This is a genomic window from Myxococcus llanfairpwllgwyngyllgogerychwyrndrobwllllantysiliogogogochensis (genome assembly GCF_006636215.1).
In the GTDB taxonomy this organism is placed as follows: Bacteria; Myxococcota; Myxococcia; order Myxococcales; family Myxococcaceae; genus Myxococcus; species Myxococcus llanfairpwllgwyngyllgogerychwyrndrobwllllantysiliogogogochensis.
In genome coordinates, this window is sequence record NZ_VIFM01000008.1 from 1 (window position 1) to 24,613 (window position 24,613).

Below are 24,613 nucleotides of genomic sequence, written 5' to 3' on the forward strand. Positions count from 1 at the left end.
CTCCAGGCCCACCGAGCCGTTCTTTCCCACCGGCTCCCTCCCCCTTCCGCCCCTCACGGTGCCGGTGGGAAAGAACGGCTCGGTGGGCCTGGAGTTCAGCGCGGAGCTCGACAAGAAGGTCAAGAAGGCGGACGGCTACACCACCGTGGAGCTCTCCGCGGAGATGTCGGTGGGCGCGAACGCCGAGCTGGACATGAAGAAGGTGACCGTGGGCGGAGGCGTCTCCCGCGCGAACACCCAGACGTACGAAGTGAAGATGAAGGACGAGGACTTCGAGAAGCTGAAGCAGGGCAAAATCGCTCCGCCGCATCCGCTCAAGCCGGAGACGATTCCGAACGGCGCCTCGGTGAAGATGGACGCCGCCGAGCTCAAGGGCTTCTCCTACAACGGCAGCGTGGACGTGAAGGGCGTCGACCTGGGCCTGGGCGAGGAAATCCAGAAGGGCCGTGGCGTCTCCTTCGAGACCTCGAAGGATGACAAGGGCCAGGTCACCGTGACGGCGGGCCCCACCGACCTCATCAAGAGCGGGGCCTCCGTCAGCGTCGGCGCGGCGGGCGCCACGGTCTCCCTCAACGGGAGCACCGAGCTGACCGACTACAAGATGCGCACCGCCACGTTCGACGTGAACACGAAGGAGGGCAAGGACGCCTTCGAGCAGTTCGCGAAGACGAAGCAGCTGCCGGAGAAGGACGGCGCGGGCGTCTCCGACTCCGCCACCGTCGACAAGCTGGAGCTCTCCTCGGACGCCAAGGTGAAGCTGGAGCTGGGCCCCCTCAGCAAGGAGTTCCAGGCCGTCCCCGAGAACGGCGGCAGCATCACCATCACCACCAAGGGTGATGGCTCGCGGGACACGGTGCTGGAGACCCAGGACGCGGACGGCACGCGGCTCGACTACAAGCGCAGCTTCGACAAGGACGGCAAGGAGGTCTTCGACAAGGACAAGTTCGAATACAAGATGTTCATGGAGGGCCTGTCCGGCGGCGCCGAGTACACGTTCGCGCAGCAGTACAACGTCGACCAGCACGACTTCGACAAGAAGAAGGACATCGAGCTGACGTTCTCCGGAGACCAGCTCACCGAGCTCGCCGATCGCGCCCGCGACTTCAAGTCCCGGTGGGAGAGCCACTCGGGCAAGATGGCGACGAACCAGTTCGAGTTCGTCCAGAAGCTCGCCAACGCGAAGGACCCGGCCGAGGTCGCCGAAATCCTGACGTTGACCAAGAACGCCCCGCGAGGGCTCGGCGGTCTCGCGGAGGACCTGGGCCCCCTGCACGTCCCCGGCAAGCCGCTCCCGGGTGACATCCAGGCCCGCCACCGCGACAACGTCGGCTGAGTCCACCCGCGCTCCGGGGCCACCACACACTCCGGAGCACGGCGCGCGCCCGCGTGGCCGTCTCGCGCTAGAACGCGCTCCCTGGACCCACCAGGGAGCGACACGGGATGGACGCCAAGGAGCTGGAAGCAAGAGCGCGCGCCGAGGGGACACCCGTCATCATCGGAGACACGGCCACCTTCGTGTGGCGTGGGCGAGGCCCCGTCTTCGTCCAGGGTGATTTCCAGGACTGGAGGGGCGAGCCGCTTGCGCTGGAGCGCGTGGCCCCCGGCCTGTGGACGCGCTCGCTGGCGCTGCCTCGCGACGCCTATGTCGAATACGCCCTCTTCGATGCGCACGGCCAACGGCTGAAGGACGACTTCAACACCCGCGTCTCCGACAACGGCTTCGGCGACGTCAACCACGCCTTCTACATGCCCGACGGCGGGCCCTCGCTGCCCCTGCGACGCCCCCGGGGCGTGCCGCGCGGCCGCGTCACCCGCCACCGCGTGGACATGTCCGACGTGGGCCTGGATGGACAGCGCACCGTGCACCTGTACGCCCCGCCGACGCGAGAGCCAGTGCCGCTCCTCGTCGTGCTCGACGGAGACGACTACCTGCGCCGCGTGCGCCTGCCGGAGCTGGTGGACACGCTGGTCGCCGACGGCCGCATGCAACCCGTCGCCCTCGCGCTCGTCTCCAACGGCGGCCTGACGCGCGGCGTGGAGTACGCGTGCAGCGAGTACACCGTGGCCCTGCTGCTGTGGAAGGTGCTGCCCCTGGCGCGGGAACACCTTTCGTTGGTGGACGAAAGACACAACCCGGGGGTGCATGGGGTGCTGGGCTCGTCGCTGGGCGGGCTGATGTCGCTCTTCATCGGGCTGCGCGCGCCGGAGACCTTCGGGCGGGTGCTGTCGCAGTCGGGGGCGTTCATCGTGGAAAACCACGAGTTCGTCGTGTTCGATCTGGCGCGGCACGTGCCCCGGCGCCCGCTGGAGGTGTGGATGAGCTGCGGGCGCTTCGAGGTGCTCCTGGAGGGCAACCAGCGACTGGGGCCCTTGCTGAAGGCCACGGGGCACCGGGTCGAGTACCGGGAGTACAGCGGCGGGCACAATTACCCGGCCTGGCGGGATGACGTGGTGCGTGGGCTGGAGTGGCTGTTTCCCCCGCGGCCTACGGCCAAGCGCCGGTAGTTGCTGCGCTTCTTCAAGTGTCTTCTGGCGGTCATCAGCGCTGCACTCGCGCGTGTGCCACCTCACCTTTGCACTGGACGCAACTGGCGCCGGGGGCGTCCGATAACTTCCTTGAGACTTCCCGGAGCCATGCCCGCACCGGCTCGCAGTCTTCCTGGAGCGCACTCATGTCGCGCATTGATGGTGGCAACCGTTCGTCCTCGCCGAAGAGCTCCGTCTCGGAGCGCTCCAGCACGGAGCGGCCGGACTCCGCCTCCAAGGGCGCGCAGCAGAGCCCCGGAAAAAAGGACCTCCCGGCACACCAGGCGGTGAGGCCGTTCCAGGGACGCAGCGACTTCGAGCCGGACCGCCGTCCGACGCCGCGCGCCACGCCGGCCATCAACGCCGCGCTGGCGCCCGCCGCCTCGGAGGCTTCGGCCATCGCCGGAGCGGACGCGGAGCTGGAGCTGCTCTCCGAGTTCCCCGATGCCGACGCCCAGGGTGGCCTCGCCTCCGCGATGCTGCATGCGCACGCGGACGAGCCCGCCTCCCAGGCGCGAATCGTGGAGCGGCTGAAGCAGGACGGCCGGCTGGAGTCGCTGTTTGGCGAGGTGTTCCGCGAGGGCAATCCCTACGTGGAGCAGCCGCACCGCGCCGCCGTCGTCCGCGCGCTCGACACCGCGATGGCGCGAGGCACCGTGACGAGCGACGACCTGCGCACCTTCACCCGGGGCGCCTACGCCCAGGAGTGGCAGCAGATCGGCTCCGAGCTGTCCACGTCGGACGCGGGCCCGAGCAAGCCGTAGCTTCCCCCTGACGTTCCACCACCGTTCGCGCCATGGGTGAGTCGCCCATGGAGACGGTGGACGTGTGTCAGGCGCCGAGCCGCCCGATGAGCGCACCTCGAACGGCCTGGGCGACGGCGCGCGAGTCACCGGCGAGTTCCTCGGGCAGCCAGTAGTAGAGCAGCCGGCCGCTCGTCTCCACCTGGGCGCGGACGAAGCGCATGCCCTGGGCCTCCGCGCGCTCGGGGCTTCGGGGGAAGCACTGCTTGCACAGGCAGGGCAGCGCGGAGTGTTCCTGATGCGCGGTGAAGTTGATGGGGCCACCTCCCGCGCTCGCGAGCAGGAGCTCCACGTCCGTCGAGGTGAGGACGCGAGGCGTCTGGAGGGACATGCCCAGCGCGCCCTTCGCGGCCTGGAGGCCCTTGCCGGATTCGAAGCGCAGCGTGGGGATGGCGGACGTGACGTCGGTGATGGGGATGCGGTTCTTCCGACCGACCCAGCCCTCGTCATCGGGGGACAGGCCCTCCAGCACGGCGACGAGCCAGAGGGACTCGTTGGGCGGGCGCACCGTGACGAGGAAGAGGCGCCCACCGTCTTCGAGCGGGGACAGGTGCCTGCTCTGGCTGCGATAGCGGTCCGTCGGCAACACCTGGCCGGGTGAGAGGCCGGCGGCCTCCTTCTCGAAAATCGCCTTGCTGATGATGGCCAGCATGTCGGGCATGTCCGCATTGTAGCAGGGCGCCTAGAGTCCCTGGCGATGCTCGAACTGGACCTGGCCACCGTGCGGTTGCTCGATGAGGACGTCACGGTGCGGCGCGAGGCGGCGAGCGCGGTCGATGCCTCCGAGCTGGTGGGGCGCTACGCGCTGAGGCAGGCGCTGCTCACGGATGAGGACGCGGAGGTCCGGGCCATCGCGGCGCGGCGGCTCGGTGATGCGCGGGATGGGCGCTTCGTTTCCGCGCTGCTCGAAGCGCTCGACGACCCGATGCCGATGGTGCGGGACAGGACGTGGCGGGCGCTGGCGCGATTGGGCGCGGAGGCGCTGCTGCCTCACGCGGCGCGAGCGGTGCGGCAGGAGTCCGTGTGGTGGGTGCGACGGGCGATGGTGCGGGCCTCGGCCTCCGTCGCGGGCACGGGTGCGGTGGGGGTGTTGCTCGCCGCGCTGGAAGACCCGTTCTGGCGCGTGCGTCATGCGGCGGTGCAGGCGTTGGCGTGGCTGGGAGCGGAGCACGAGGACCTGCGGCAACAGGTGCGTCGGGCCGCGGAGGCAGGGGAACAGGCCCACGGTCCGATGCGCTCGGCGGTGGCGTGGCTGGAGACCGAGTGGCGCGCCGTGGCTTCGGGAGAAGTGGGTCCTCGCCCGTTTGAAGCAGAGGGCTCCGCGACACAGCAGCGCGTCGCCGTGGGAACGGCGGCGAGTTCTCGGACCGAGGACACGCGCGTAGGCGACACGACTGCATCGACGGCGCTTCCGCACTCAGGCGGCCAGCTCAGCAGCGCAGGGCCACCCAGCCCGCCAGTGCACTCTCGCGCGACCGCATCCACGGAGATGGAAGCGGGTCTCACCAGTGAGGACCCGGCGGTCACCACCGCGAGACTGGAGGCTCGCCCTGCAGGCTCGCTCTCCGCGCGGGAACTGGTGGAGTGGCTGGGAGATCCGCACGAACCTCTTCGCGTTCTCGCGCGTCGGCGACTCCTCGAGCGCAAGGACCCGGAAGCGCTGCGCCTCGCGATGCACTGGTTGGACGAGCCGCGCGTACCACACGCACAGGACGAAGCGCGCGCGTTGCTGGAGCGCCTCAACGTGGACGAGGTCGACCTCGCGACCCGCGTCCTCGCGGCGCTCCCTCGTCCGGGCTCACTGGCCTGGGCCGCGCGTGTCGCGGTGAAGCAGGGACACGAGACGCTCCTCGCTCGGGTGCGCACGCTGGCGAGTCACCCCGAGGCCGCCATCCGCCGCGCGGCGCTCTCCGCGCTCGTATTCGACCCGGACAGTCGAGGCCTCGTGTTGAAGGCTCTCGACGATGAGGACACCGCCGTGCGCGCGGAGGTCATCGGCGCATGGGAGCGCCGGCCCCGGTCCACCGCCGCCGTCCAGGACTTCGCCTCGGCGCTGGTGGCCTTCGCGCCGCGCGCCACCTCGCTCCGAGAGCGGCGGGCCGTCGCGACAGCCGCCGCGTACCTGGAAGCCTCCGAGCCACTTCTCCACGCCTCTCAAGACGAGGACCCCTCCGTGCGCGCGGTGGCCCTGCAAGCCCTCGCGTCCCTGGATTGGCTCACGGAGACCGAGCGTCAGCACGCTGAGTCCCACGAGGACCCGTGGCTGCGCGCCGCCGTGCTCGACGTCGACAGCGCTGCCCGGGTCTGCCTCGCGGATTCAGACCCGAGCGTGCGGCGCATGGCGTTGCAGCTCGCCCTCTCGCACGGGCGCGCGCTCGCATCAGAGGACCCTTCATTCCAATCCACCCTCGCGCTCGGCTGCGCCCTCTCTCCCGACCCCTGGATACGAGCCCGCGCCGCCGAGCAACTCCGACCCGAGAACGGAGACGCGGAGCTGCGCGCCCTGCTGCGCCTGTCGCGCGACACCGAGCTGATGGTCCGCACGGCGGCGGCCTCTCCACTGGAGGACTGCGACACACTCGATGCACGACTGGAGTCCTTGCTGGGCCTGCCGGCAACCGATGCGCCCAACGCGCGACCGGGCGCCTCACTACTTCAAGCCGTTCACGACAAGATGCCCACACCCGAGGCCTCGATACTGGTGCGAGGCGTCGAGTCGGACAGCCCTCCCAACAAGCTCCACACAGGCCCCGCCTCGCCACCGGACCCAGTCAGCGCGGACAGCCCTCCCAACAAGCTCCACACAGGCCCCGCCTCGCCACCGGACCCAGTCAGCGCGGACATCCCTCCCCACAAGTTCCACACAGTGCCTGCCTCGCCCTCGGAGCCAGGAAGCGAGCGGGACATCCCGCCCAACAAGTTCCACACAGTGCCTGCCTCGCCCTCGGAGCCAGGAAGCGAGCGGGACATCCCGCCCAACAAGTTCCACACAGTGCCCGCCTCGCCACCGGAGCCACTCGACACACGCGACACGCGACAGGCAGCGCCACCACGCCAGTCCACTCCCGACAGCGACACGGACCTGCGCATCGCCGCATGGACCTGGCGCCTGCGCCGCGCGGATGACACCGCCTTCGCCCGACTCCGTGACGCACTGCTCGCCCACGCCGAGCCCACTCGCGTCGTCACCCACCTGCAAGCGTTGTCGCTCACCTTCCCCGATGCGCTCTTCACCGCCGAGCCCGAACTCGCGCGTCTCCGCCCCACCTCCGCCCCGCGTCAGCGAACCACCCCGTCCCCGCGCCCAGCGCCTCCGCCGCGAGCCTCGTCCCGCCCCCTGGGGCGCACGGGCCTGAACGTCTCGCCGCTCGTCCTCTCGGGCGCGCACCTCACCACGCGCGAGCCCTTCTTCGAGGCGCATGAGGCCGGCATCAACACGTTCTTCTGGGAACCCCGCTACGCCGCATTGACGCAGTTCCTGCGCAGCGGTCGCGGCCCTCGCGAGCGCTCCGTCATCGTCGCGGGCACCTACCACTCGGGCCCAGGCGCCATCCGTCGCGACGTGGAGTCCGCGCTGCGGCGCCTGCGCACCTCCTGGCTCGACGTCTTCCTCCTCTTCTGGGTCCGCGCACCCGAGCGACTCTCCGACGAGGACTACTCCGCCCTGGAGCGCCTGCGCACCGAAGGCAAACTGCGCGCCTTCGGCTTCTCCACGCACCTGCGAGACCTCGCCCGCGATGCACTCGCGCGACAGCCCTGGCCCGTCGTGATGACCCGCCACAGCGCCGCGCACCCGGGCGCCGAGGCCGCGCTCCTCCCCGAGGCCCAGCGCCAGGGCACCGGCGTGCTCACCTTCACCACCACCTGCTACGGCCGACTCCTGCGCCCCGTCCCCGGCGCGCCTCAAGACACCACCCTCTCCTCCGCGGTGGACTGCTACCGCTACTCGCTCTCCCAACCCGGCGTCAGCGCGAGCCTCACCGCGCCACGCAACCGCCGCGAGCTGCTGCACAACCTCGACGTGCTGTCCCGCCCTTGGATGGAGCCAGATGCCCTGTCCGCCATGCGCGCCCACGGCGAGCGCGTGCGCGCACAAGGGCGACAGCTCGACACCCTGGTGCGTCGGGCGCCCGGAGGGCCTCGGGAAGCCCTGCTCGCACTGCTGGAAGAAGATGGGCCCGCGGAGTTCGACGACCTTCCTTCAACGTGAAGGATGTGGTGAGCTTCGCTCCGCTCCTGGGGCCGCGTGCAGCCAGCCTTTCGTCCGCGATGTCACGTCGCGGCTGCCGATGACACCCATTGAAGGACGACGCGGTACGAGGTCCGCCTGGCGGGCTTCCCCGACCTCGTCCGCCTCTGCCGTGCAGGTGGCGGCGTCCCCAGGAGCTCGTGGTTCCCACCGCACCGGTGGCCCTGGAGCGCTGAATGGACCTGGTCTCACTCCTCCTCGAGCTCAAGCCCTTGATGGAGGACCCGGAGGCGCACTTCAGCCGCATCGCCGAGCTGCTGGAGCGTCACCAGGGCCTCGCCGAATACGAAGTGGCCCGCTTCTACGTCAGCCGCCACTGGAGTGAGACCGTCGCGCGGCGCCTGGGCAGCGTGGACCCCCGCGAGCGCCTCCAGGCCGTGCGCCTCATCCCCCTGCTCTTTCCCCGCGTCGCCGCCGCCGGACATCTGCGCCGCCGGGTGAAGGACGCTGACTCCCGCGTGGCCTCCGCCGCGCGCGCCGCCGTGCGCAAGCTGGGCCTCGCGGACGTGTCGCTTCCCGACAGCCGCGTAGAGCCGCCGAGGCGCCCGAGCCCCAGGTCCGTGGGAGGCTGGAACCCCACAGGCTGGCTCTTCGGCCTCTACCCGGGGCTGCGCGACGACGAGGTGAAGCGCAAGCCCGCCGCCACCGAGAACCTGCCCCCGCTGCAATCCCGCGAGGACGTGGCGAAGCTGGTGGGCGTGGACGTCGCGGAGCTGGACGCGCTGATGCGCCCAGGCTCCGGCGCAGGCTCCGGCTACGTGGAGTTCGAGACGCCCAAACGCTCCGGCGGCGTGCGCCGCATCTGCGCGCCCCGCGCGAAGCTCAAGGCCGCGCAACGCGCCCTGCTCGAAGGACTGCTCGCGCACCTGCCCACGCACCCCGCCGTGCATGGCTTCGTGCCCGGCCGCTCCACGGTGACGAACGCCGAGGCGCACGTTGGCGCCCACGTCGTGGTGCGCGTGGACCTGGAGGACTTCTTCCCCACGGTGCACTACCGCCGGGTGAAGGGCTTCTTCGAGGCCCACGGCTACAACGACGAGGTGTCCTCCACCCTCGCGGGCCTCACCACCTGGCGCCCCAGGCTCCCGGACGGCACCGTGGTGTGGCCCGGCGTGCTTCCCCAGGGCGCGCCCACCTCGCCCGCCATCGCCAACCTCGTCTGCCGCCGCATGGACGCGCGCCTGCACGCGCTCGCGAAGAAGGCGGGCGCTTCCTACACCCGCTACGCGGATGACCTGTCCTTCTCCTTCGCCAGTCCTCCGGAGCGGCTCGGCCGCTTCCTCTGGTGGGTGAACGCCATCCTCCAGCAGGAGGGCTTCTCCGAGAACGGCGCCAAGCGCCGCGTCATGCGCCAGGGAGGACGCCAGCGGGTGACAGGCCTCACCGTCAACCAACGGGTGGCCATCCCTCGTGAGGAGCGCCGCCGCTTCAAGGCCATCCTCGCCAACTGCCGCAAGCACGGCGTGGAGTCCCAGGCGCGAGGCCGCCCCAACTTCCCGGCCTGGCTGGAGGGTTACGCCGCCTACGTGCGCATGGTGCATCCGGAGCTGGGCGCGCGCTGGCAGCGCGAGGTGAAGGAGCTGCTGACCTCATGAGCGACCTCGATGCACTGCTGGCGAAGGTGGTGGCGGACCCCACCAACGACGCGCCGAGGCTGGCGTGCGCGGATGCACTTCAAACCGTGGATGCCGCGCGTGCCGAGTTCATCCGCGTGCAGCTCGCCCTGCCCGGCCGCATGGACCCGGCTCGACGCCGCTCGCTCCAGTCGCGCGTGCGGGAGCTGATGGACGCGAATGGCCGCGCCTGGCTCAAGCCCCTGCGCGACGCGAAGGTGCATGAGCCGCGCTACCACCGGGGCTTCATCGAGGAGCTGAGTCTCGCGGAGGACCGGCTCGCGAAGCACGGCCCGGAGTTGTTCGCGCTGGAGCCCGTGTCCCGGCTGTGTGTGGACACGCGCGACGGCAAGGGCCTGGAGCACGCCGCCGAGCAACCCTGGTTCTCCCAGGTCCGCTGGCTGCGCCTGGAGGGCTCCGGCGTCGATGCGGCGACGAAGGCCCTCGCGGCCTCACCTCGGGCCGGACACCTGTCGGGCCTGGTGCTCGCGGGCGCGAAGGACACCTCGGTCCGTGCCCTGGTGGAGAGCAAGGCCCTGCCCGCGCTGCGCTCCGTCAGCTTCTCCAGCGGCGCGCTGACGGACACGAGCGCGGAGGTGCTCGCGAAGGCGACCCTCGTGTGGGAGCGGCTCTATCTGTCCGGCTCCGGCCTGTCCGACGAGGGCGTGGCGACGCTCGCGGGCGCGAAGGGCCTGGGCGCGCTCCAGTGGCTGACGCTCAACCGCAACGAGCTGAGCGACGAGGCCGCGGAGGCGCTCGCGAAGAGCAAGGGCCTCACCGGCCTCGAACGTCTGGAGCTGTCGCAGAACGACCTGAGCGAAGAGGGCGCGCTCGCGTTCCGCACCGCCAAGGCGCTGCCGAAGCTGCGGCGCCTGGAGCTGATGGAGATGGGCCTGGACCGCGACGAGCTCGGCCCGCTCGTCAAGCGACTGGGTGCCGGACTGCGACTCTGAGCAGCGCGCAGCCCGGTGCACCGGGGCGAAGACAGTCGTGCCGTCATCGCCCCGGAACCGAGCGCGGCCTCAGGGCAGTGCCACGGCCCCCGGCACGGCACGCTGACCTGGCACACCCACGCCCAGCGTCCCGTGGAAGTTGGTGCCCCAGCTCAACGCCGTCCCTTCACCGTCGAGCGCGACGGAGAAGTCCGTGCCGGCGGAGACGGAGTTCGCGCCTCGAAGGCCCTTCACCCGCGTCGGCTCCAGTCGCGGGGAGCCGTCTCCGGTGCCGAGCTGTCCGTGCGAGTTGCGCCCCCAGGCCCAGACCTCGGAGCCCACGGCGAAGGTGTGGCTGGCCCCGACACCCAGCGACACCACGCCCGCCAGTCCCGGAACCGGCGAGGCGAAGATGCGCGTGGACAACCCTCCATCTCCCAGCTGGCCATAGTCGTTGCTGCCCCAGGTCCAGACGGTGCCGTCGTCGCGCAGCGCCACGGAATGGTAGCCCCCCGCCTGCGCGGACTTCACCCCTTCGAGCCCCAGCACCTGGAAGGGTGAGGTGCGGTTGGTGGCCGTCCCCTCGCCCAACTGCCCATGCGCGTTGTGGCCACAAGCCCAGAGCGTCCCGTCCGCGCGCAACACCAGCGTGTGGTGCTCACCGCCCGACACCGCCACGGCGCCCTCCATCCCCACCATGCGCGTGGGGACCTGACGCGCCACCAGCGTGCCGTCGCCGAGCTGCCCGAAGACGTTGTAGCCCCAGCTCCACACGGAGCCGTCCTCCCGCACCGCCAGCGAGTGGTAGCTGCCCGCGGACAGGGCCACCACCTTGTCGAGCCCCACCACCTGGACGGGCCGCGGGCGCGGCGTGGTGGTGCCGTCACCCAGTTGTCCGAAGACGTTGTTGCCCCACGCCCACACCGTGCCGTCCTCGGCCAGCGCCAGCGTGTGCCACGCGCCAGGAGAGACCGCCTGCATCTTCGGCAGCCCCTGCACCGTGGTGGGCATGGCCTGGCTTTCGACGGTGCCGTCGCCGAGCTGCCCGTAGCCATTGCCGCCCCATGTCTGCACGGTGCCATCCTCGAGGAGCGCCACCGCGTGCTGGTACCAGGCCCGCAGGGACAGCACGGGAGCGAAGTCCTTCGACGTCGGAAGCTTGACCGCCACCGGCGCCGTCCTCGGCCCCGACTCCACCTCGCCGAGCTGGCCGTATTCGTGGCTGCCCCAGGAGCGAGCGCTCTCGTCGTCCAGCAGCGCCAGCGAGTGCTGCTCGCCCGCGGCCACCTCCGCGACCTGCGTGAGCGCCAACACCTGCACCGGCGTGAAGCGCAGGTAGTGGGTGCCTTCGCCCAGTTGTCCGTAACCGTTGTCACCCCAGGCCCACGCCGTGCCGTCCTGACGCACGGCCAGCACATGGTGCGGGCCCGCGGCCACCGCCTTGATGTTCGTCGGCAGGAGCACCGGCTTCGGCGTGCTCCTCGGAATGTTGGTGCCATCCCCGAGCTGCCCGGAGTTGTTCGCGCCCCAGCTCCACACCGTGCCGTCGTGCAGCACCGCCAGCGAGTAGGCCCGGCCGACGCTCACGCTCACGGCGCCCGCGAGCCCCGTCACCCGAAGCGGCACCGTGCTCGCCGTCGTGGTGCCATCCCCGAGCTGGCCCTTCTCGTTCGCGCCCCAGGCCCACACCGCGCCGTCCTGTCCCACCGCCAGCGCATGCGCTTCACCCATCACCACGGAGGCGATGCCCGACAAGCGCTTCACCTCCATGGGCGTGGCGCGGTCCACCAGGCCTCCTTCACCCAGCTGCCCGCTGCCATTGGCGCCCCACGTCCACACCGTGCCATCCACGCGCAGGGCCATCGAGGCGTCGCCCCCCGCCGCCACGGCCACCACGCCCCACAACCCCTCCACCATCGCGGGCAGGAGGCGCGGCTTGACGGTGCCATCCCCGAGCTGCCCGCGCTGATTGGCGCCCCATGTCCACACCGTGCCGTCGCAGGCGAGGGCCAGGGAGTGCTGACCTCCCGTCGCCACGGAGCGGGCGCACGGCAGGCCCTGCGTCGGCACGGGCGATGCGCGGTAGGTGGCGGTGCCATCGCCGAGCTGCCCCGAGGCATTCTGTCCCCACGCGAGCACGGTGCCGTCGGCGCGCACGAGCATCGAATGCGAGCTCCCCGCCGCGAGCCGCCGTCCCTGTCCCAGCCCACGCACCTGCACGGGCAGCGCGCTCCAACCCGCCGCCCCGATGCCGAGCTGACCAAAGCGGTTGTAGCCCCACGCCAACGCCATGCCGTCCTGGCGCACCGCCAGCACATGCAGGTAGCTGCCACCCAGCAGCTTGATGCCGGAGGCACCGGGCACCACGCCGGGCACCACGCGCGAAGTGACTCCGCCATCCCCCAGCTGCCCATACATGTTGGCGCCCCAGCTGCGCAGCGTTCCGTCCAGGCCCAGCGCCATGGAGTGGTACAGACCTCCCGCGACGGAGGACACCCCCGTCAGCCCCGGCACCTGCACGGGGCGGAACCGGTCGACCCAGGAGCCATCGCCCAGCTGTCCCTCCGCGTTGTCGCCCCACGCCCACACGGCGCCGCTCTCGAGCACGGCCAACCCATGCGCCGCGCCCGCGGCCAGGGCCCTCACGCCCGTCAGCCCCAGCACCGGCACCGGTGACTCGCGCTGGACGCCGCCGCCATCCCCCAGTTGTCCCTCGAAGCCGTCACCCCAGGCCCGCACCGTGCCGTCGGCGAGCAGCGCGAGCGAGAAGTAGGTCCCCGCCGCCACGGACACCACATTCGACAGGGCCTTCACCGGCACCGGCGTGAGGCGGTCCTTCGTGGTGCCGTCACCCAACTGGCCCACGCCGTTGTAACCCCACGTCCACACCGTGCCGTCACCGCGCAGCGCCACCACGTGGCTGCCTCCCGCGGCCAGGGACGTCACGCCACTCAAGCCCACCACCTGCACCGGCGTGAGACGGTCCTTCGTGGTGCCGTCACCCAGTTGCCCGTTCGCGTTGCGTCCCCACCCCCACACCGTGCCGTCGCTGCGCAGCGCGAGCGAGTGGTGTCCGGACGCCGTGACGGAGCGCACGTTGCCGAGGCCCAACACCCGCACCGGCGCGTGACGCTCGGCGGCGGTGCCGTCTCCCAACTGCCCGTAGTAGTTGCGCCCCCAGCCCCACACCGAGCCGTCCGACAGCGCGGCCAGCGAGTGGAAACTGCCCGAGGCCACCGAGGTGACGCCGGACAGGCGTGTGACGACCTCTGGAGAGAGCAGCCGCTCGGAGCTGCCGTTGCCCAGTTGGCCAGAGGTCCCATTCCCCCAGGACCACAGCGTCCCGTCGGCACGCAGCGCCACCGCGTGCTGCGTCCCCGCCGCCAGCGCCGTCACCGAGCCCAGCCCCCGCACCTGCACGGGAGAGCTGCTGTCGGTGGTGGTGCCGTCGCCGAGCTGCCCCTGCGTGTTGCGGCCCCAGGCGAATACGGTGCCGTCCTCGACGCGCACCAGCGAGCCGGCGTCCTGCGCGGCCACGGACGTCACTCGCGAGAGTCCCGCGACCTGCATCGGCGTGGGGCGGTCCGTCCAGGTGCCATCGCCCAACTGGCTGGAGGCATTGCCACCCCAGGCCCACACCGTGCCGTCCGAGCGCAGCGCGAGCGCGTGGTAGATGCCCGCGGACACGGCGGTGACGTTCCCGAGGTTCATCGCCTGCGTCGGCGCCAGGCGCTGGGTGAAGGTGCCGTCGCCCAGCTGTCCGGAGGCATTGGCGCCCCAGGCCCACACCGTGCCGTCCGCGCGCACGGCGAGGGAGAAGTCGAAGCCGGCACCGAGGGCCACCACGTTCGTCAGGCCGACGACCGGGGCCGGAGTGAGCGCCTGCTGGGTGTGACCGCGCCCGAGCTGGCCGTAGAAGTTGCTGCCCCATGCCCACACGGTGCCGTCGGAGCGCAGCGCGAGCGAGTGGAACTCGCCGGCGGCCACGGACACCACGTCGGCGAGCCCGGGGACTTGGCGCGGCGTGGCGCGGTCCACGGTGGTGCCGTCACCCAACTGCCCGGAGGAGTTGCTGCCCCACGTCCACACCGTGCGGTCGGAGCGCAACGCGAGGGAGTGGGAATCACCGGCCACGACGTGGGTGATGTCCTTCAGTCCCGGTACCTGCCCGGCGAGGACGCGCTGGAAGGACTTGTCGCCGGTGCCCAGCTGCCCGGAGGCATTGCCACCCCAGGCCCACACGGTGCCCAGCGGCGTGACGTAGAGCGAGTGCTGCGCGCCCGCCGCCAACCTGGGGGCCGCGGCCGCCAGGGCCTGCGAGCGCGTGGCGACCGCTTCCGTCGGGACGACAGGCGCGACGGGCGTGGAAAATCCTTCGCACCCCGCGGTGAGCAGAACGCTCAGCACCAAGACCAGCGGGAACTTCTGCCCCGCCTTCAAGTTGTCCATCCGCATCACTTCGCCTCCAGCGCGAGAAGCGGCCGTCCATACCTCGTGTCCTTGGCGGATGAGAAGCGTCGTGCATGGGCACGTGCACCAGGAGGAGGACGGCGCGACGGGAAGACCCCGCCCGGGACGCCTGAGTCACACCCTTTCGGGAGCCTCCTCCACGGCCAGGCAGGCGGGGTGCACGCACGGGGCGATTCACGTTTCTTCACGAGGAATGCGTTGCGGCGCGTCGAGGCCGGGCGAGTATTGGGACGACCATGGACTCACCGGCGCGCTTCATCATCTTCGCGGTCCTCACGAGCCTCATCACCGTGGGGGTCCACATCTACCTGTACCGGCGCCTGTTCGCGGACACGTCGGAGGACCGGAGATGGCGCCGGGTGGGCATGGCGGTGATGACGGTGCTGGGCGCCCTGCTGGTGCTGTCCTGGTCGGTGACGCGCTTCCTGCCGATGGACGCCACGTTCGCGGTGGCCACGGCCGTGTGGATGTGGATGGGCGCGGCGACGTACCTGCTGTTCGCGCTGTGGGCCATTGGAGGCGTGCGCGCCCTGTCGCGGAGGCTGACGCAAGCGCCCTCCGTGGACCTCTCCACGAGTCCGGCTGGAGCGGCGAGTCAGGCCGAGGTGCCGGAAGTGGATGTGGCGCGGCGTCACTTCCTCGCGCGAGCCACGGCGGGCGGCGCGCTGCTCGCGTCGGGGAGCCTGACGGGCTACGGGACGTGGAGCGCGTTCCATCCCCCGGTGGTGAACGAGGTCGCGGTGCGGCTGCCCGGACTGCCTCGGGAGCTGGATGGCTTCACCCTGGTGCAACTGAGTGACATCCACGTGGGCCCCGTCATCCAGCGCAAGTTCATGGACGAGCTGGTGGCGCGGTGCAACGCGTTGCGCCCGGACCTCGTGGCCATCACCGGAGACCTGGTGGACGGGAAGGTCGCCTCGCTGGGGCCCTCGGTGGCGGCGCTGCGCGAGCTGCGCTCACGGCACGGCACGTACTTCGTCACGGGAAACCACGAGTACTACTGGGACCCGGGTGCCTGGGCGGGAGCGCTGGAGGGCATGGGGGTGCGGGTGCTGCGCAATCGCCATGTGCGGATTGGAGACGCGGGGGCCTCGTTCGACCTGGTGGGCGTGGATGACTGGTCGGCGGGGCTGTCGGGCGCGAAGCAGGGCTATGACTTGAAGGCGGCGGTGGCGGGAAGGGAGCCGGAGCGGGCTGCGGTGCTGCTCGCGCACCAACCCTCCAACTGGCGCGTGGCGGCGCAAGCGGGCATGGGGTTGCAGTTGTCCGGGCATACGCACGGGGGACAGTTCTTTCCGTTCACGCTCGCGGTGTCCGCCATCTGGGAGCACGACGCGGGACACTTCGAGGAGGGCGACAAGCACCTCTACGTCAGCCGGGGCACGGGCTTCTGGGGGCCGCCCCTGCGTGTCGGCGCTCCTCCGGAAATCGTCAAGGTGACGTTGCTGGCGGCCTGAAAGACAGACACAGGTTCAACCCTTGACTCCTGTTGGTGCGCGCTCCGGGCACCATGAGATGCCAACGCGCTAGAATGACGCCCGGGTGTCGCCGCGGGACTGGGGTATGGTTTTCGTTGCCATGAGCAAGGAACCGGCGAAGAGAGAGCTCAAGCAGGAACGCTCCGCGCGCACACGCGTGGACATCCTCGAAGCGGCCATCACCCTGTTCGCGAAGCGAGGGTTCCTGGCGACGACGATGGCGGACCTGGCGCGCGCCATCCGGATGACCCCTGGAGCGCTGTACTGGCACTTCCCCACGAAGGAAGACCTGCTGCTCGCGGCCATCGAGGAGCTGCACCAGCGCTACCTGAGTGGCTTCGTGGACCTGCTCGACGAGCACCGCGGCCTGTCCGCTCGCGAGCAACTCCAGGCCTTCACCCGCGGCACGCACTCCTTCCTGGGCCAGCATCGCGAGTACGGCATCTTCTTCGGCATGCTCGCGGCCGAAGCGGCGGACTCGAACGAGCGGGTGGCGGAGGCCATCCGCGAGAAGCTGGGCCTGTACGCTAAGGTGCTGGGCGGCATCCTCCGTCACGGGCAGACGACCGGCGAGTTCCGCCAGGACGTGGACACGGAGCTGGCGGCCCACGGCGTCTTCGGGGGCTACCTGGGCGCGCTGATGTACCAGAACCTCTTCCGCGCCACGCTCGACTACGACTCGATGGCCGCCTCGCTTGACCGACTGCTGATGGACGGCGCGCTGGTACGCAAGGCACCGTAGCGCCCTGCTCAACCCCAGAAGCGCCACCAGGAGCGGCGCTGTCGCTCCCGCGCCTCGTCCCTGAGAACCTCGACGTGGCCATCCACGTCCCTCGAAAAGGCTCGGGCGGCCCCGACATCGCGGGAGCCGCCCGAGCAACTTCTCACCGTGTCACGCGGCTCGACGCCGCGCGGGGTGTCATGGCAGCGGGGTGATGATGTTCTGCCTGCCGGGGGTCAGCGTGGTGGTGAACCTGAAGTCATCCAGGTTGTCGTTCGTGTCGGAGCTGTCCGCGCCGCGCGCCAGCGTCCCCTCCGTCGTGTCGATGTCCGCCAACGCCGCCGTGCTCCGCGGCCCCTCCGTGAAGTCGAACCGCTTGTTCGCCACGCCCGCGATGGTGCCCTGATTGACGGGCCCCTCGTAGGCGAGCGAATCGAGGATGGATTCCGTGGCGCTGTCGAAGAGGGCGACCGCGTCCGCCGAGGGACTGTTCGCGGTGCCACCATTCTGGATGGCCTTCGTCGACAGCATCGTCTTGATTCCCGCCTGACCCGCGAGCGGATCCACGATGCCCGCGGGGCCCACCACCAGGTACTCGCCCGGCGCCAGCGAGATGACGCTCGCGAGGTCGATCTTCTCGTAGCTCGCCGGCACGGCTGGCGAACCATTGATGAACACGAGGTACACACCCACCAGGGAGATGGCCGAAGCCGTGGGGTTGTAGATCTCCACGAACTCCTTGTTCGCGGTCGTGTCCGTGCCCTTCGGGTCGTAGTCCACCTCGTTGATGACCAGGTGGTTGATGGCCGGGCGCGGCACCGTGGTGATGGCCGCCGTCTTCGTCACGCCCTCGTACGTCGCGGACACGGTGCCACTCAGGGCCTCGGTCCCCGCCGTGAAGAGGACCTGGACGCTCGTCTGTCCCTCCGGCACCGTCACCGTTGCCGCGGGCAGCGACCCCAGCGTGGCCGAGGACACCGCCAGCGTGACGACGGCGCCACCGACGGCCGCCCTGCGGTCCAGCGTCACCGTGAAGGCCTGCTTCGCCCCGAAGTACACCGACGCCGTCTCGGGCGTCAGCGAGGCGAGCTGCGCGGGCGGCGGCGTCACCGTGACGGCCGACGTCCGCCGCACACCGAGCAGCGACGCGGACACCGTGCCCTCGCCCTCGCCCCGCGCATCCGCGGTGAAGAAGAACGTGGCCTCCGTCGCGCCCGCGGGCACCGTCACCGTGGCCGGCACCGTGCCGAAGAGCGTGACACCCGCGCCCGGCGTGGCGGCCAGCGCCACCGCGAGGTCCGCCGTCGGCGCCGAGGACAGCGTCACCCGGAACTCCTGCGTCAACCCGTACCGGACGACCACCGGCCCCGTGGGCGTCATGCCCAACAACCTCGGGGAGACCAGGTCCACCGTCACCGTGGAAGTCGCGCTGCTGGCGCCCAGCTCCGCCGTCACGGTGCCCGTGGGGCCCGTGGCCGTTTCGTCGACAGTGAGGGTGAACGTCGCCTCCATCGCGTTCGTCGCCACCGTCAGCGCCCCATCCACCGGAGTGAGCGTGCCGAAGCCCGACGTGGGATTCACGGTCAATGCGATGGTGGAGTTCGCGGGGGCCGGACGGTCCAGCGCCACCGCGAAGCTCACCGAGCCTCCCGGAACCACCGTCGCCTCGGAAGGCGTCAGCCCGGTGATGGCGGGCTGCTCCGTCGCGCCCAGCACCCGGAACGACGCCTGACGGGTGGTGTTTCGCAGCGACGCGGTCAGCGTCACGTTCGCCGCCGGGGCCAGGGGCTCCACCTTCACCTCCACGGCGCTCTGACCCGCGGGCACCGTCACCCGTCCGTTGGCCACGCGCAGCGCGCTGCTGTCGCTGGAGGTGATGAAGATGTCGAGCGGCTCCGAGTAGGTGCCGGACAGCGTCACCGTCAGCGCCTGCGGGAAGGTGCTCACCGCGCCCGTCTCGCCCAGGCGGACGAACCCGTCGCCCGGCCCGAAGCCCGTCAACGACGGCATGGGCGGCTTCAGGTCCGCGATGCTGCGCGGCATCACCTTGGAGTCGCTGAAGCTGAACGTCAGCACACCGCGCAGCACGCCGAACCGCGTCCCCAGCGTCGGGTCCGCGTAGGTGTACGCCAGGTCGTCCACCATCAGCCCGGGCTGCGACGTGTTGCCGCTCTCGTTGACGAAGAACTGCTTGAAGTTGTCCACCGTGCTCGTGGTGCTCACGTCGTACACCTCCACCAGCACGCCCTCCAGCGCCTCGGCCCTCGGGCCTCCGGTGCGGATGTCCGCCGTGGTGACGGGCACCGGCGCCGGCAGCGGGTTGCCAGCGCTGCGCCGGACGTACTTCACGTCCACCAGCTCCGGCAGCCCGTTGAAGAGGGTCAGCGTCGCGGTGACGATGTCCAGCCGGTCTCCCACCGCGAGGTCACCCTTGGGCGCGTACACGTAGATGCCCGAGTTCTCCACGCTCGCTCCCGACGGCAGCGGGTGCACCTGCAGCCAGTAGCCCTCCACCGTCGCGGCGCCCTTCACCACGGCGGTGACGATGACGTCGTTGAACGACACCGGCCGCCCTTCCAGGGGCAGGCGTCCATCCTCCCGCGTCTTCAGCGCATGGATGCTGGACGGGCAGCCCAGGTGGCCCGCGTTGGGCGTCGCGGCGCACACGTCGCACGCATCACCCTTGCCATCCCCATCCTGGTCCGCCTGGTCCTGGTTCGACGTGAAGGGGCAGTTGTCCTGCCACGTCGGGAACCCGTCCTGGTCATCATCGCCGACGACGACGTGCGTGCACGCGGAGGTGTTCGCCGCCAGCGGGCACGGGTCGCACGCGTCGCCCACGCCGTCGTTGTCCGAGTCGGCCTGCTTGCCGCCGTCCATGGGACGGATGGGGTTGAAGACGGTGCGGCAGTTGTCGATGGAGTTGCGCAACCCGTCGCCATCCGGGTCATCCACCTTGCTCTCACCGGAGTAGACGTTCGAGCCGCGCACCGACGCCGGGAAGTCCGGATTGTTCGAGATGCGGCGGGGCACGCAGACAGGCTCGCCCTGGGGAACGCCGCAGGCGAACAGCGGATAGCCCACGGGGTTGGCGGCCTTCAGCGCCTCCAGGTTCTTGCCCAGCTCCGACTGGAGGCAGACGGTCTTGGCGGTGCCGCACACGTCCATCGCGTCGCACGCCTCCGCCTCGGCCTTCAGCGCGCCCACCAGCGTCTGGTCGCCGTAGAGCGCCTTGCCGGCGCGCATCGTCAGCACGACATCGGCGGGCTCGGCGGAGATGACCGCCCGGTGCGGCGAGCTGGCGTGGGTGCGCAGCGAGTAGATGGCCAGGTCGCCCAGCTTGCCCGGCGCGAGGCGGCCCACGCGGCTCTGCATGTCCACCGCCTCCGCGGCGTTGGCCGTCGTCATCTTCCAGAGGTCCACGTCGCTGAACGTCCGGGCGAACTGCACGGTGTTGAGCGTGTCCGCGCACTTCAGCTCGCGCAGCATGTTCATGGAGCCGGACTGGGCCCAGTCGGTGCTCAGCGAGATGCTCACGCCCAGCCGCTTGTACGCGGACACCATGGCGGTGTCGCCGTACAGCGTGAGGTTGGAGCGCGGCGACCAGATGAGCGCCGTGCCCCGGTCCGCCATCAGCGTGATTTCGCGCGCCGTCATCGCGATGCCGTGGATGAGCGTCGTGCGCGGCTGCAGCACGTCATTGGGCGCCACGGACACGCAGCGAATCTCGTTGTAGGCCTCCGTGCTGATGCCCTCGCCCAGGTGCGGCAGGTAGGCGGCGACCTTGGACAGGCTCGACGTCCTCGGCATCCGCGCATAGGTACAGTCATCCGCCCGCAGGTCCGTCTCCTGGTCCCCCAGCGGATAGGTGTCCGAGACCGCGACCCACATGTCCATGCCCTCCTGACGAGTCACGGGGACCTGGTCCAGGTTGCGCAGGAGGCCCGCGACGCCGCCCACACCCGCGATGGACGTGGTGCCCGAGAGCAGGTGGCGCAGCTCGATGAAGCCCACCGAGTCCGCGGCGGACCGGGTGCTGTTGGCGACGCGGGTGTGGTTGCCCAGGCCCCGGTACCAGTCCAGCCGGTGCTCGTAGCGCTCATCCGTCCACGCGTACGGGCCGTTCTGGAAGGTGACGTGCTCGTGCGGGTTGATGAGGCCCGGGGAGATGACACCCGTCGGGCACGAGATGTGGGTGGCTTCAGCGGCGCCATCCTCGGTGGAGCAGTCACACGACGCGCAGGTGATGACGCCCTGGGGGTTCACCATCACCTGGCCGCCCACCAGCGTCTCGCCGTCCTTCAGCACGACGCCCGTGAAGAGGCGCGCGCCATTGCCGGCCTTCGTCACCGCGCACGTGGCCCCATCCGCGAGCGGGGGTACGTCCGCCGCCGCGCAGCGGGTCAGCGTCAGCGAGCAGTCCACCTGACAGCCGTCACCGTCCGCCGCGTTGCCGTCGTCGCACGTCTCCGTGCCCTCCAGCTTCCCGTTGCCACAGACGGGCTTCTCCACCTCGGGCGTCACCGTACAGTCCGCGTCGCAGCCGTCGCCGCTGACCCTGTTGCCGTCGTCGCATTGCTCGCCCTCTTCCTTGGCGCTGTTGCCGCAGACGGCAGGGGCGACGCAGCTCGCGCCCTCACATTCCGGCCTGTCATCGCCAGAGCAACCAACGTGGGACAGCAACACCGCGGCGAGCGCGGCCAGCAGCAAGCGAGGGAACTTTCGCATCTCGTGGGTCTCCCGGGGACACCGGCCTGGGGTGAGGCGGTACGTCCTCGACACGCGCGGAGAGTAGCTCGTGAAACATTTCAGCGACAGGCGACCCCGGGGCCCCGCCCCGAAATACCTGTAGTCAGGACGACCCCACGAGCCAGATGCGGGCTGAAGGGCCGGGGGGCCGTGTCGAGTTCCCAGCTTTTTGTAGAGTGGGACGACCGATGACCGCGCACACCCTGACGAGCCCCGTCTCCCGCTTCCTGGACGGACACCTACGACGCGATGCGCAGGCCCGGGAGCTGTCGGTGGCGCGCTTCATGGCGGGCCTGTCGGGCGCGTCGGTGGTGGTGGCCGCGGCGCTGGGGCCCTCGATTGGCTGGGGCTTGACGCAGGCCCTCATGGGGTTGTCGGCGGTGCTGGCGCTCTACTACACGGCGCTGTGGCGAGTGCTGCGCTCGGGTGCGTTCCACCCGGCGATTCCCTGGCTCAACGTGGCGATTGAGGTCAGCATCCCCGCGGTGGTGCTGGCGTTCGACCTGCGCTTCCAGGGGCCCATCTACGCGCTCACGGCGCCCACGCTCGTCATCTGGCCCACGCTGATTACGCTCGCGACGCTGCGCAGCAATCCCCGGCTGGCGCTGGCTGCGGGCATCCTGGTGGCCGCCGAGTACCTGGGCATCTACTTCCTCTTCGTCCAGCCGCTGCTGCCGGAGTCGGCGCTCATCACGCTGACGCCGCGCTTCATCGCCACGCGGGCCTTCTTCTTCGTGGCCGCGGGGGTCTTCACCGCCACGCTGGCGCGGCACTTCCTCCAGCTGACGCGGGGGGCGCTGTCCGCCCTGCGGGAGCAGGAGGTCATGGGCAAATACGTGCTGCACGAGCGCGTGGGTGCCGGAGGCATGGCGGAGGTGTACCGGGCCACGTACTGCCCGGAGGGTGGCTTCCAGAAGCAGGTGGCCCTCAAGCGCATCCTCCCCTCGTTCGCGGACGACGATGAGTTCGTCACCATGTTCCGCCGGGAGGCGGAGCTGTGCTCGTCGCTCAACCATCCCAACATCGTCCAGGTGTTCGACCTGGGGCGGCATGGCGGCACGTACTTCCTGGCGATGGAGTTCGTGGATGGCATGCCGCTCAGCTCGCTGATGCGGGGGCTGTCGCGCCGGCCGCTGCCGGTGGCGGCGGTGACCTTCCTGGGCGCGGAGCTGGCGGCGGCGCTCGACTATCTGCACCGCCGCACGGGCGCGGATGGACAGCCGCTGCGGCTGGTCCACCGGGACCTCAACCCGCCCAACGTGCTGGTGTCCCGCTTCGGGGAAGCGAAGCTGTCGGACTTCGGGATTGCGCGGGACTCGGCGCGCTCGCAGCTCACGGCGGCAGGGAGTGTGCGCGGCAAGTTGGGCTACATGGCGCCCGAGCAGGCGGCGGGACGGCCGTTCGATGGGCGCGCGGACCTCTTCGCGCTGGGGCTGACGCTGCATGAGGCCCTCACGGGCCGACGCGCGCTCCAGGGCTCCACGCAGGAAGCGCTGCTGCGCGCCACGCTGGACCAGGAGCTGGCGCCGCCTTCGCACTTCAACCCGGAGGTGCCGCCCGAGCTGGACGCGGCGGTGATGGGGTTGCTCGAGAAGCGGCCCGAGCAACGCACGGCCAGCGGCGCGCTGCTGCGACAGCAAATGCTCGCGATAGGCGGTGAAGCCGCGCCCTATCCCCGAGGACAGGCGCTGCTCGCGAACGCGCTGCGTGAGGCGCAAGAGCGCAACCAGAAGGACAAGGCCAGTGATGCGGGCGGACAGGCACCGCCTCGCGCCCCCGCCACCGCTCGCCCGGCCTGATGCACGTCGACGTTCAACACGCCACCGCTCGCCCGGCGTGATGCGCGTCGACGTTCAACTCGCCACCGCGCCCTTGGCCTGACTCGCATCGATGTTCAGCCCGCCACCGCGCCCTCGGCTGACGCGCATCGATGCTAAATCCGCCGCCGAGCCCTTGGCTGACGCGCATCGGTGTTCAATCCGCCACCGCGCGCCCAGCCTGATGCGCGTCGAGGCGCGACCAGCCACCGCGCCCAGCGCAGCCATCGCGCCGATGCCCACCCCCGCCGAGCATCGCGCCACCGCGCTCGCAGCCTCCCTGCTCGAGCAACCACGCTCCAGGCATCGCCGTGCGACAGCCGCCCCTTCACTCAAAATCCCTGCGCGCTCGGCGCCTTCGCGCTACTTAGGGCGCGCACGCCTCACCGGGAGCAACACACCATGGACGTGGCCGTCCTCACCTATGCCGACCTGCCGGAGCTCGACGCCTTCGACGCTCCCCTGCTTCCCGCCCTGAAGGCGCTGGGACTGGATGCGCGGCCTGTCGTGTGGGACGACCCGACGGTGGACTTCCGCACCGTGCGCATGGCCGTCGTGCGCACCACCTGGGACAGCCACCTGCGCCGCGACACCTTCGTCGCCTGGGCGCAGAAGGTCGGCCGCCTCACGAAGCTCCACAACCCGGCCGACGTGCTGCGCTGGAACACGCACAAGTTCTACCTGCGCGAGCTGGAGGCCAAGGGCATCCCCGTCACGCCCACCGTCTGGGTGGAGCGCGGTGGCACGCTCGACGTCGGCGCCCTGGTGAAGTCGCGCGGCTGGGACGCCGTCGTCCTCAAGCCCGCCGTGTCCGCGGGCGCACTCAAGACACACATTCTTCCGCGCGCCGAAGCCGCCGCCGCCACCCAGCTCGTGACGGAGCTGGCCGCCGAGTGCGAACTCATGGTGCAACCCTACCTCACCGCCTTCGAGACGGAGGGCGAGCGCAGCTACATCTCCTTCGACGGCGCCTTCAGCCACGCGGTGCGCCGGCCCCCCACGCTGAAGTCCGCGCCCCGGGGCTTCGCGCAGCCCACCGTCTTCACGCCCGACAACCGCGAGGAGTCACGCCTGGCCGAGCGCGTGCTGGAGGCCATCGGCCAGCCGCTGCTCTACGCCCGCGTGGACGTGGCCACCGACAACGAAGGCGTCTCGCGCCTGCAGGAAGTGGAAGTCACCGAGCCCTCCCTCTTCCTGTCACTGGACCCCGAGGCCCCAGGCCGACTGGCCCGAGCCATCGCCGCCAGACTCTGAA

Annotated in this window: 13 protein-coding genes and 1 pseudogene; 10 read left to right on the forward strand and 4 right to left on the reverse strand. The window is 70.6% G+C overall.

Translation table 11 applies throughout. The features are described from left to right. The 3 genes and pseudogenes from FJV41_RS52035 to FJV41_RS03340 all read left to right on the forward strand — a co-directional run. A pseudogene (locus FJV41_RS52035) lies at positions 1 to 1,333 on the forward strand (hypothetical protein); the annotation flags it as partial. Between the two features lie 107 nt (positions 1,334 to 1,440). Beyond that, entirely contained in the window at positions 1,441 to 2,505 is a 1,065-nt protein-coding gene (locus tag FJV41_RS03335) for an alpha/beta hydrolase (RefSeq protein ID WP_141640933.1), read from the forward strand. Positions 2,506 to 2,672: 167 nt separating this feature from the next. Continuing rightward, positions 2,673 to 3,290 carry a hypothetical protein gene (locus FJV41_RS03340; RefSeq protein WP_141640934.1) on the forward strand — a complete coding sequence of 206 codons (618 nt, stop codon included), beginning with the start codon at positions 2,673 to 2,675 and terminating at the stop codon, positions 3,288 to 3,290. A gap of 67 nt (positions 3,291 to 3,357) precedes the next feature. On the opposite strand, the gene FJV41_RS03345 is transcribed toward FJV41_RS03340, so the two are convergent. Beyond that, a complete protein-coding gene (locus FJV41_RS03345) occupies positions 3,358 to 3,990 on the reverse strand; it encodes a hypothetical protein (protein WP_141640935.1) in 633 nt (210 codons plus the stop codon). Positions 3,991 to 4,026: 36 nt separating this feature from the next. Here FJV41_RS03345 and FJV41_RS03350 point away from each other — a divergent pair, with 36 nt between their 5' ends. From FJV41_RS03350 to FJV41_RS03360, 3 genes are all read left to right on the forward strand, one after another. After that, on the forward strand, positions 4,027 to 7,539 hold the full coding sequence (locus tag FJV41_RS03350; RefSeq protein ID WP_141640936.1) for an aldo/keto reductase: 3,513 nt from the start codon (positions 4,027 to 4,029) through the stop codon (positions 7,537 to 7,539). A 215-nt stretch (positions 7,540 to 7,754) separates the two neighbouring features. Then, on the forward strand, positions 7,755 to 9,173 hold the full coding sequence (locus FJV41_RS03355; RefSeq protein WP_141640937.1) for a reverse transcriptase family protein: 1,419 nt from the start codon (positions 7,755 to 7,757) through the stop codon (positions 9,171 to 9,173). Continuing rightward, on the forward strand, positions 9,170 to 10,144 hold the full coding sequence (locus FJV41_RS03360) for a TIGR02996 domain-containing protein (protein WP_141640938.1): 975 nt from the start codon (positions 9,170 to 9,172) through the stop codon (positions 10,142 to 10,144). Before FJV41_RS03355 ends, FJV41_RS03360 begins: the two co-directional genes overlap by 4 nt. Before the next feature lie 69 nt (positions 10,145 to 10,213). On the opposite strand, the gene FJV41_RS03365 is transcribed toward FJV41_RS03360, so the two are convergent. After that, positions 10,214 to 14,578 (reverse strand): RCC1 domain-containing protein, encoded by a 4,365-nt coding sequence (locus FJV41_RS03365; protein ID WP_141640939.1) that lies wholly within the window; start codon positions 14,576 to 14,578, stop codon positions 10,214 to 10,216. 251 nt (positions 14,579 to 14,829) lie between these two features. Between FJV41_RS03365 and FJV41_RS03370 the strand changes: the two genes are divergently transcribed. Together FJV41_RS03370 and FJV41_RS03375 are read left to right on the forward strand one after the other, a co-directional pair. Next, complete coding sequence (locus FJV41_RS03370; protein WP_141640940.1) at positions 14,830 to 16,050, forward strand: metallophosphoesterase; 1,221 nt, start codon at positions 14,830 to 14,832, stop codon at positions 16,048 to 16,050. 121 nt (positions 16,051 to 16,171) lie between these two features. Next, a complete protein-coding gene (locus FJV41_RS03375) occupies positions 16,172 to 16,813 on the forward strand; it encodes a TetR/AcrR family transcriptional regulator (protein WP_141640941.1) in 642 nt (213 codons plus the stop codon). 177 nt (positions 16,814 to 16,990) lie between these two features. Here FJV41_RS03375 and FJV41_RS03380 read toward each other — a convergent pair whose 3' ends face one another. Then, a complete protein-coding gene (locus FJV41_RS03380) occupies positions 16,991 to 21,520 on the reverse strand; it encodes an amidohydrolase family protein (RefSeq protein ID WP_181790361.1) in 4,530 nt (1,509 codons plus the stop codon). A 209-nt stretch (positions 21,521 to 21,729) separates the two neighbouring features. On the opposite strand from FJV41_RS03380, the gene FJV41_RS03385 reads away from it, so the two are divergent. Then, positions 21,730 to 23,340: a serine/threonine-protein kinase gene (locus FJV41_RS03385; protein WP_141640943.1), complete on the forward strand. Its 1,611-nt coding sequence runs from the start codon at positions 21,730 to 21,732 to the stop codon at positions 23,338 to 23,340. A 54-nt stretch (positions 23,341 to 23,394) separates the two neighbouring features. On the opposite strand, the gene FJV41_RS03390 is transcribed toward FJV41_RS03385, so the two are convergent. Continuing rightward, positions 23,395 to 23,622 carry a hypothetical protein gene (locus FJV41_RS03390; RefSeq protein WP_141640944.1) on the reverse strand — a complete coding sequence of 76 codons (228 nt, stop codon included), beginning with the start codon at positions 23,620 to 23,622 and terminating at the stop codon, positions 23,395 to 23,397. A 138-nt stretch (positions 23,623 to 23,760) separates the two neighbouring features. Here FJV41_RS03390 and FJV41_RS03395 point away from each other — a divergent pair, with 138 nt between their 5' ends. Further along, positions 23,761 to 24,612 (forward strand): ATP-grasp domain-containing protein, encoded by an 852-nt coding sequence (locus tag FJV41_RS03395; RefSeq protein ID WP_141640945.1) that lies wholly within the window; start codon positions 23,761 to 23,763, stop codon positions 24,610 to 24,612. Position 24,613: the final 1 nt, after the last annotated feature.

What these genes read in the sequence shown, in the direction of transcription:
- FJV41_RS03370 (WP_141640940.1), top strand. Translation starts at nt 14,830, where the DNA reads ATGGACTCACCGGCGCGCTTCATCATCTTCGCGGTCCTCACGAGCCTC.
- FJV41_RS03340 (WP_141640934.1), top strand. Translation starts at nt 2,673, where the DNA reads ATGTCGCGCATTGATGGTGGCAACCGTTCGTCCTCGCCGAAGAGCTCC.
- FJV41_RS03375 (WP_141640941.1), top strand. Translation starts at nt 16,172, where the DNA reads ATGAGCAAGGAACCGGCGAAGAGAGAGCTCAAGCAGGAACGCTCCGCG.
- FJV41_RS03350 (WP_141640936.1), top strand. Translation starts at nt 4,027, where the DNA reads ATGCTCGAACTGGACCTGGCCACCGTGCGGTTGCTCGATGAGGACGTC.
- FJV41_RS03380 (WP_181790361.1), bottom strand. Translation starts at nt 21,520, where the DNA reads ATGCGAAAGTTCCCTCGCTTGCTGCTGGCCGCGCTCGCCGCGGTGTTG.
- FJV41_RS03360 (WP_141640938.1), top strand. Translation starts at nt 9,170, where the DNA reads ATGAGCGACCTCGATGCACTGCTGGCGAAGGTGGTGGCGGACCCCACC.
- FJV41_RS03395 (WP_141640945.1), top strand. Translation starts at nt 23,761, where the DNA reads ATGGACGTGGCCGTCCTCACCTATGCCGACCTGCCGGAGCTCGACGCC.
- FJV41_RS03365 (WP_141640939.1), bottom strand. Translation starts at nt 14,578, where the DNA reads ATGCGGATGGACAACTTGAAGGCGGGGCAGAAGTTCCCGCTGGTCTTG.
- FJV41_RS03335 (WP_141640933.1), top strand. Translation starts at nt 1,441, where the DNA reads ATGGACGCCAAGGAGCTGGAAGCAAGAGCGCGCGCCGAGGGGACACCC.
- FJV41_RS03355 (WP_141640937.1), top strand. Translation starts at nt 7,755, where the DNA reads ATGGACCTGGTCTCACTCCTCCTCGAGCTCAAGCCCTTGATGGAGGAC.
- FJV41_RS03345 (WP_141640935.1), bottom strand. Translation starts at nt 3,990, where the DNA reads ATGCCCGACATGCTGGCCATCATCAGCAAGGCGATTTTCGAGAAGGAG.
- FJV41_RS03385 (WP_141640943.1), top strand. Translation starts at nt 21,730, where the DNA reads ATGACCGCGCACACCCTGACGAGCCCCGTCTCCCGCTTCCTGGACGGA.